7 protein-coding genes are annotated in these 8,083 nt (G+C 56.1%); all 7 read left to right on the forward strand.

Features of this window, described 5'->3' with window-relative positions; genetic code table 11:
• The first annotated feature begins 323 nt into the window (after positions 1–323).
• The 7 genes from C8D82_RS20220 to C8D82_RS20930 all read left to right on the forward strand — a co-directional run bounded on the left by C8D82_RS20220 (position 324) and on the right by C8D82_RS20930 (position 7,958).
• Positions 324–995 carry a prepilin-type N-terminal cleavage/methylation domain-containing protein gene (locus tag C8D82_RS20220; protein WP_116886107.1) on the forward strand — a complete coding sequence of 224 codons (672 nt, stop codon included), beginning with the start codon at positions 324–326 and terminating at the stop codon, positions 993–995.
• A 41-nt stretch (positions 996–1,036) separates the two neighbouring features.
• Complete coding sequence (locus C8D82_RS20225) at positions 1,037–3,469, forward strand: GH39 family glycosyl hydrolase (RefSeq protein ID WP_116886108.1); 2,433 nt, start codon at positions 1,037–1,039, stop codon at positions 3,467–3,469.
• A gap of 11 nt (positions 3,470–3,480) precedes the next feature.
• Positions 3,481–4,551 (forward strand): GntR family transcriptional regulator, encoded by a 1,071-nt coding sequence (locus C8D82_RS20230; RefSeq protein ID WP_165833237.1) that lies wholly within the window; start codon positions 3,481–3,483, stop codon positions 4,549–4,551.
• Between the two features lie 220 nt (positions 4,552–4,771).
• The gene (locus tag C8D82_RS20235) at positions 4,772–6,091 is read left to right on the forward strand and encodes an LptF/LptG family permease (protein ID WP_116886110.1); all 1,320 of its coding nucleotides are present in this window, start codon (positions 4,772–4,774) and stop codon (positions 6,089–6,091) included.
• A 38-nt stretch (positions 6,092–6,129) separates the two neighbouring features.
• Positions 6,130–6,681 carry an AmmeMemoRadiSam system protein A gene (amrA, locus tag C8D82_RS20240; protein ID WP_116886111.1) on the forward strand — a complete coding sequence of 184 codons (552 nt, stop codon included), beginning with the start codon at positions 6,130–6,132 and terminating at the stop codon, positions 6,679–6,681.
• A gap of 226 nt (positions 6,682–6,907) precedes the next feature.
• The gene (locus C8D82_RS20925) at positions 6,908–7,471 is read left to right on the forward strand and encodes a hypothetical protein (RefSeq protein WP_133245320.1); all 564 of its coding nucleotides are present in this window, start codon (positions 6,908–6,910) and stop codon (positions 7,469–7,471) included.
• Entirely contained in the window at positions 7,425–7,958 is a 534-nt protein-coding gene (locus C8D82_RS20930) for a hypothetical protein (RefSeq protein ID WP_133245321.1), read from the forward strand. Before C8D82_RS20925 ends, C8D82_RS20930 begins: the two co-directional genes overlap by 47 nt.
• The last annotated feature ends 125 nt before the right edge of the window (positions 7,959–8,083 follow it).

Here is an 8,083-nt window from a genome sequence, read left to right on the forward strand (position 1 = left end):
ATTCCCTTTATGTTGAGATTTTGAGTTACTCAAAATAAAAGGCAGATGCAACCTTGTCAAACAACACATCCCATCACAAAATTTGGGACATTATCCAAATGTTTTTTTCCAGAAAAAAATTTCAATAAAATTTCAATTAAACCTCCTCAGGGAAACTTGCACACAGCGTTTCCGGTATTACTTTGGAACCGTGATATATTGTTAAATGGTACAATATTGTATCATTTCTGATTTTTAAAGTGATTCTCTTTTGGAACAATCCGGTTGTCCGGCCATAATATGAAAAGAACCCCGGATTTTTCAAAGTCAACCTGGAGAATGCAATGAAAAGACACTGTTTCACCTTAATTGAGCTGCTCATAGTGATCGCAATCATCGCGATTCTGGCGAGTATGCTGCTGCCGTCATTGAATAAAGCGCGGGAACGGGGACGGCAGGCCAGGTGCATGAGCAATTTCAAGCAGATCACGCAGGTGTCACTGTTCTACTGCGATGATCACAAAGGCAACATCCTTGCCGCGAATTATCCCAAGAGTTACAGCGGAATGAACAGCCAGTATTGGTTCATGAATCTGGATTCGCTGAGTTACCTGCCGTGGACTTCCGGCTGCTGGCAGTGCCCGACTCTGGCGCCGCGCAAGAATTTCGTCTGTACCGTCAACCGGGTCTCAAACAAGGATTGGCCGTGGGCGGGAACCGGGAAATGGTACCGGCTTTCCGCGCTGCCCCGTCCTTCCACGACCGTTTTTCTGGTGGAAGGGAGTTCCGAACATGGGAACCTGACCTCCCTGAATCCCGGCACCTTCGCGATGACCGGCGACAGCTGGCCGCTGCGGCTCAGCGGCGACCGGGTCGATTATCTTGCTCAGCTGGGATTCGACCACGGCGGGAGGATGACCGCCGCCTATGCCGACGGCCACGTCGCTTCGGTCGGAATCAACGATATCGACCAGGACAGTTTCGAAGCCCCGGCCCAATATACGACGCAGAACTGACTGTGCCGAACTCTCAAATAACTGACAGGAATCGTGAACCGATGAAAAAAATCCTGATTTTCGTGGCGGCTTTCTGCTGCCTGACGGCCGCGGTTGCGGTCGAACAGATGGCGCTGGACATCAATTTCTCCAGGCCGGCCTGGAAAGCCGTGGTCAAAACGCTGTGGGGCGCCGGACCGCAGGTTGCGGGGGACGCATTGGAATTCGGCCCCGGTTCTTTCGCCGCGCTGCCGCTGATTCCCTGCCTGCCGGGCAGCACGGTCAGAATCGAATTCGACGCCGAAACCACCGATATCGAATCCGCAGGCGCGGCGTGGCGCACCGCAGCGGTTCAGCTGGGGCTTTTCACCGGAGACAAAGAACAGGCGCACCTCGACCTGTTCAATACCGGCAAGGCGACGGCACGCCACCGGGTCAGCCGCTCGATTCCGTTGAAGAACAGCGGGTTCCGTCTCTGCTTCGGCAATTACGGCAGGACCGGTAAATTCCGGATCGCCAACCTGAAGGTCGCTCTTGACGTGCCCGGCCGGAATCTGGAACGCGACGGTTCGTTTTCCGGCATGTTCGGCATCAATGACTGGTTTGTCCGAAAAGGCGGCAAAGACTGGGACGGCCTCGGTCTGGGCCGTCACGGCAGCGCCCGCGTCGAAGCCGGCCTCTTCCCGTCTCCGGGCAAGACCCTCGTCCTCGACGGCGCCGGCACCGTCACCGGCCGGCAGTTCCCCTATAACGGCGAAGCTCTGGTGGTCGGCGGCTGGTACATGCAGCAGGGAATCCGGCGTGCCGCCGGTGCGCCGCCGTGGGCGAACGCCGGAATCCAGCTGGTCTATCTCGACGCCGACGACAAACCGATCGGCCACCGCGACGTCACCTCCCGGCTGCTCGACGGCGACCGGCCGTGGGAATACCATTGCGTGTACATTCCGGCCGGCGGCCTGAGCCCCAAGGTCAAATCGGTTTCGGTCTGGCTCCGCGTGTGGGGCGGCAATACCGGGAAAGCCTGTTTCGACGATATCGCGGTGATCCGCCAGGGCGCGGGAGAAGCGCGCAACTACGATGCGTCAAAGGGAAGGCTGTCAATCGGACCGGCAGAAAAAGCGTACCGGCTGGACCGCGTCTGGAACGGTGTGGACCTCTCCTATTGCAGCCAGATTGTCCTGCCCCATGTACGCACCGCACTGCGGAAGCTGAAGGAAGAGGGGGGCGTGGAATACGTCCGCACCCGGGAGTTTTTCAACGGCCCGTTCCCGGTCAAGTCGATTTCGGCGGACGGAGAGATCGAATTCGACTTCTCCGGCGTCGACCGGTGCGTGGATTTTCTGGTGCGCGAACTCGGCGTCAAACTGGTTCCGACCATCGAGACCGTGCCGCCCCAGCTCCAGACGCAGAACAACAAACATGTCCCGAAGGACTACGGACTCTGGGGTAAAACGCTGAAAGGACTGGTGCGCCACTGGATCGAACGTTACGGCAGAGAGACCGTTTCGCAATGGGTGTTCGAGTGCTGGAACGAGCCCGGTTCGGATTTCTTCCGCGGCACCGACGAGGAATTCTGCCGGCTTTTCGTCACCTATCTGCGCGCCCTGACCGAGACGGAGCGGGAAAACGGAATCAGACTGCGCATCGGCACTCCCTCCGGCGCCATGAACGGCCTGCTGTCGCTCTGCATGGAGGAAGCGCGCAAGGCGGGACTGGACAAGGCAGTGACCGACGTGAGCATTCATATCTACGGAGGTTATGACGGTTCACTGGCGCTTTATCCGCACGGCATAAAGGAGGCGCGCGGCCGCATGGCTCCGTTCGGCGGCGAAAACCTGCCGGTTCACGTGACCGAATTCAACGGTTCGGCGATGGTGAGCGGGCACTTCGACACCCAGACCGGAGCGGCGTTTCTGGTCAAAGCCAACCGGATCATGGCCGACTGCGGCGTGACCCGCGGCTATTACTACTGCGTGATCGACCATCCCTACCTGAAGCTGGACCGCCATTATTGCGGGGACCTGGGCTACATGACCCACCACGATGCAGTGCCGAAACCCGCCTTCAACGCGCTGACGCTGCTGAACCGGCTCGCCGGAAAACGGCTGCCGGTCAAGGCTTCGAGCGAACCCTTCGACGCGATGGCGGCAACCGATGCGGACGGGACGGTCCGGGTGGTGGCGACGACCTTCAGCGAGGAGGAGCCGGATGTATTCAGGCCGGTGCCGGTCACGCTGGAGCTCGACTGGTCAGGACGGACGGAAACGCTGGAAACGGCGGAGCTGATCCGGGTCGATTCGGAGCATGCCAACAGTCACGCCGCCTTCGAACGGGCGGGCAGTCCGCCCGTGGCGCAGCAGCGGGACACCGCGACATGGCAGGAAGCGGCGCGACTGGTGACCGAACCGCTGACCGGTTACCGGTTCGAAAACGGCAAGCTGATCATTCCGCTGACGATGGAGCTCAACAGCGTCGCGGCAATCACGGTAAAATAGACGAGGTTATCATGCATCCCCAATATCGGATCATCCGGGAACTGCAGCGGCGGATCGTGGTCGGCCGCTATCCGGTCGGGCAACGGCTGCCGACGGAGTGTCTGCTGGCCGACGAATTCGAGGTCTCGCGCGGCACCGTGCGGCGCGCCCTGCAGCGGCTGACCGATTCCGGCGCGGTGGAACGCCGCCCCGGCGTCGGCTGCGTGGTGCGGTCGGCGGCGGAGGAATTGGAGGACGGACACCGCTCGGTGGTGTTTCTGTACCCCGAATCCACGCTGCTGAATGCGCGGACCATCTCCGCGATGGAACAGAGCGCGTTCCGCCACGGTGCCGATTTCGGGCTTTTCGCGATCCCGCCCGAACCGGAAACGGTCCGGCGGACGGTGGAGCGCCTGAAGCGGCTGGGCACCACCGGCGTCGTATTCATCCCGTTCATCCGCAACAACTATTCCGATGTGAACAATCGCCTGCTCGATCTGTTCGAGGCCTATGAACTGCGCTGTGTGGTGATCGACACTCCGGTCACGCGTGCCGATCTGATCCGGGGCGACTTCGTCGGACAGGACGACTACGGCGCAATGCGTGAACTCGTGAAGCGGCTGATACGGCGGGGATACCGGCGGTTCGCCAGCATCCGGGTGTTCGCGAGCGTCTACTCCGCCAGCCGGCGGCTGCAGGGGCTGGTCGACGAGCTGAACGCCCGGCAGCTGCCGGTCTCACCGGAGCTGCACCGGGTGATCGACGATGTCCCCCTGCCGGAGCAGGGACGCAAACAATTGCGGGAGATTCTGGCGCTGCCGGAGCCGCCCGACGCGGTTCTGTGCAGCTACGACATCATCGCGATGAACGTGCTTGACGAGTTGAAGAAACTCGGGCGGCGCGTGCCGGAGGATATCGCGGTGGCCGGCTTCGGCGACACCGATTACTATTCGCCCCTGTTCGAGCTTACTTCCGTGCGCCAGCCGATGGCGGAAATCGGCACGCGCGCGGTGGAATTCCTGCTCGAAAACCGCCCGGCGGTCCGGCAGGAGTTCCTCGCCTGCGAAGTCATATTGCGCCAAAGCACCGGGGAAGAACGGTAGCGCGGCAAAGTACCGAAACCGGGGAGAATAATAAGGAGGATTCAGTTTGCCGGCGATTCGCGCGGTATGCTGCCTGCCGGAGACAACCGCGGGCTATGGGCAACTTCCCGCATGATTCGGAAATCCGATCTCCGAAACCGTGCGCCGGCGAGGTTTTCTTTTGAAAAATCCGTCGCCCGGCTTTTTTTTATCGGATTGGCGGTGTATAGTATCCGTCACTATGGAAAAGAAGAATTTACAATATGAAGACCTGACCCTGCTTCCGCGCCGGTGGTTTCCGCTGCCGAAGCTGGACGGCTATATCCTGCGGGAGTTCCTGATCAAATACAGCGTGCTCCTGCTGGTGTTCGTGATCCTGTTCATCCTGAGCGACGTCTACCGGGACATCTCGGACTTTCTGGAGGCGAAGGCGTCGTATCGGAGCATCCTGCAGTACCTGGGCTACAAACTGCCGGGCAACGTCCGGTTCATCCTGCCGATTTCGATGCTGCTCGGCTGCATGTGGACGATGGCCACCTTCGGCAAGAATATGGAGATCACCGCGATGCGGGCGTCGGGGGTGTCGCTGTTCCGCTGCGGCGGTTCGATCTTCGTGGTCGGCCTGATCGTGACCGCGGTGAACATCTATTTCAACGAGGCGCTGGTGCCCTATACCGAACGCCGGGCGGAGGAGATCCGCTCCGAAGTCGCGGACGGGCGCAAATATGTGCAGAACCTGCTCACCTACCGCAGCACCGACCAGCAGCGCCACTGGCTGTTCAAAACCTTCACCACCGACGAAGCGCAGCAGAATGTGACGGTCAAGACTTTCTGGACGGACGGGATGATCGACGATATCGTGCTCGGCGCGGGCGATGCCGAATTCGACGCGCTGATCCGGCAGATGTTCCGGCTGAAGGCGGACCGGATTCTGGCGCTGTCGCGCGAGGAGCGGGCCAAAGAGATCCGCAAGGAGCTCAAGGGGCGCAAAGTGGATTTCTTCGCCAACCGGGTCAGCTACGACGCCGGTAAAAAGGCGTGGACGTTCAGCGACGGCAACTTCACCAGCTACGACCGCAACGACGAAACGAAATTCGAGGCGAGCCGCGGCACCTCGACCATGCACGATCCGCAGCCGTACAAGAGCATCGTATTCAATGAAAAAGAGATTCCGGAAGCGCCGGACGACATCATGAATTCGATCAAGGAGAAAGACGACCTGCCGACGCTGGTGATCTGGGACCTCGTGCGCCGCAACGACAACATGCCGGACCGGGTCTATTCGATCTACATGACCGTGTTCTACTACCGGCTGGCTTTCCCGTGGGCGTGCTTCCTGGCGGTGTTCCTCGGGATTCCGCTGGCGACCAAGAACGAGCGCACCGGCAGTTTGATGGCGATCATCACGGCGGTGGGAATCATCATCGTGTACATCGTGGTGGCGCAGGTGTTTCTGGTGCTGGGCAAGGGCGGCATCCTGAATCCGGTCTTCGCGGGGCTGGCGCCGACGCTGGCTTTCATCGGGTGCGGAGCCTACCGCATCCTCCACGACCGGAATTAAGAAACAAAAAGGAACGGCTGGCTCAGGAGGATCGAACCATGGACAACAACCGTTTTTCACCGGAAGAACGCCGTCAACTGCTGAACTTCGTCCGGCAGGTCATCACCAGCCACCTCTGCAACGGCGAGCTGCCTGAAATTCCGGCGATTCCGCACTTGTCGGAGCCGGGGGCCTGCTTTGTGACGCTGAAGGATTTCAGCGGCAACCTGCGCGGCTGCATCGGAAACATCGAGGCGTTTGAGCCGCTCGGGGAGAACCTGATCCGCAACGCGGTGAACGCGGCGACGGAAGACCCGCGCTTTCCGGCGGTGGACTGGGAAGAGTTTTCCGAATGCACTCTGGAGCTGTCGATCCTGACTTCCGCAAAACCGATCGCTTCCCCGGAGGAGTTCGTCGTGGGGCGGGACGGCATCATCCTGCGGGCCGCGAACCGCGGCGCGGTATTCCTGCCGCAGGTCGCGCCCGAACAGCACTGGGACCGCGAAACCACCCTGACCTATCTTGCCCGCAAAGCGGGACTGCCCGCCGATGCGTGGCGGAACGCCGACGCCCGGCTGTTCACCTTTCAGGCCGAAGTATTCGGGGAGTGATGACGGCGGTCCCTCCCACAGACTTCATCGAGAGGAATATAAACCGGAAGGGATTCTCGACAGAAGAATCTGGCGTAAACGAAATTATGTTCTCGCGGATGGAACGCCGTTTGATTGGAACGAGTGCGCGGGCTATTTTGACTCTCACCTCAAAGCGACAATAAAAGACTTTGTAAAATGGTTGAAGAATAAGAAGTAGAGAAAATAGCGCCAGAGCAGAGTGGAAATGAAATCATTTTATGTTAATAAATCGTTACCGCTATTCGTATTCGCAGTTATAGTCATGGAAATGTTATGCTCCTGTACAAAAGATGTTTCTCTGGACCCACAGTATAACTATGGCTTCAAATATAACCATGTATATAAAACGATTGATGAAACAATTCTGGAAAAGGAATCTGATTTCAGAACTCTTTATTTTCTTAGTAAAATAAATGAGGCAGGCAAAAAAGATATGGATGAGTATTTATCATTAGAAAACAGAATGGTAGCTTTGCCTAAGGGGACTTTATTCAGAGTTGAGCAATTAATACGGAGTATAAATCCTGAACATAGTACTCTTTTTGTTAAAGTCAGAATATTAAATGGACACTTTAAAAATATTCAAGCCACATGCTTTTTAAACATAGATAAATACACGGATCCAATAGAACGCGATAAGAGTTATAAAGAATTACGATTGATTGCAGAAATTCCAGATCCTGCTGTTGTAATTGATTTGGGGGAAATGCCGGAATACAAAGATGAAAAATCAATCCCGGAGCCGGAACCAATCACATACACGCCGTAACTATAATACGTGTACGGCGGTTGCAAACTGGTCAAACTCTCCCCCCTTTTTCATTTCAGTTCATAACCATTTTGCCATGATCAAAAAGATGAGTAATAAGAGAAATCCGTTTGATATGGATTTAATGTCCGGGCAGTTTTCTGTATTTATCATTAATTCGTATGGACAGATTTTACTTTTTTCCGGTGAGCCGTTCATCCAAGAAAAAAACAGAAATGAAGAAAGCATAAGAATTTTTGATACTTATGAAAATGCTGTGAACTTTGCTCAAAATATTACTTTACCAGCCACAGCAAAGACTTATTGCATTTGTGATCATAATTGGAAATGTATAAAGTCAGGTACTGGCGATGAGGAGCAAAAATATACTTTGCACAGTAAAAAGGTAAAGTTTTCTAAAAATGAAAGAATAATTCCTCAAATAATGTCGCCGTCTGGAATGAAATTGTATAAAGAAAGGCAAGATTCATCAAGAAAGCAGATTTGAACCGCTTAGGGAAATCTAGCTAATTATATTGATAATGTCCCAAATTTTGTGATGGGATGTGTTGTTTGACAAGGTTGCATCTGCCTTTTATTTTGAGTAACTCAAAATCTCAACATAAAGGGAAT

The organism is Victivallis vadensis, from assembly GCF_003096415.1.
Taxonomy (GTDB): Bacteria; Verrucomicrobiota; Lentisphaeria; order Victivallales; family Victivallaceae; genus Victivallis; species Victivallis vadensis.

Bases quoted from the DNA above. Each gene is read 5' to 3' on its own strand.
- C8D82_RS20220 (WP_116886107.1), top strand. From the start codon at position 324: ATGAAAAGACACTGTTTCACCTTAATTGAGCTGCTCATAGTGATCGCA.
- C8D82_RS20225 (WP_116886108.1), top strand. From the start codon at position 1,037: ATGAAAAAAATCCTGATTTTCGTGGCGGCTTTCTGCTGCCTGACGGCC.
- C8D82_RS20230 (WP_165833237.1), top strand. From the start codon at position 3,481: ATGCATCCCCAATATCGGATCATCCGGGAACTGCAGCGGCGGATCGTG.
- C8D82_RS20235 (WP_116886110.1), top strand. From the start codon at position 4,772: ATGGAAAAGAAGAATTTACAATATGAAGACCTGACCCTGCTTCCGCGC.
- amrA (WP_116886111.1), top strand. From the start codon at position 6,130: ATGGACAACAACCGTTTTTCACCGGAAGAACGCCGTCAACTGCTGAAC.
- C8D82_RS20925 (WP_133245320.1), top strand. From the start codon at position 6,908: ATGAAATCATTTTATGTTAATAAATCGTTACCGCTATTCGTATTCGCA.
- C8D82_RS20930 (WP_133245321.1), top strand. From the start codon at position 7,425: ATGAAAAATCAATCCCGGAGCCGGAACCAATCACATACACGCCGTAAC.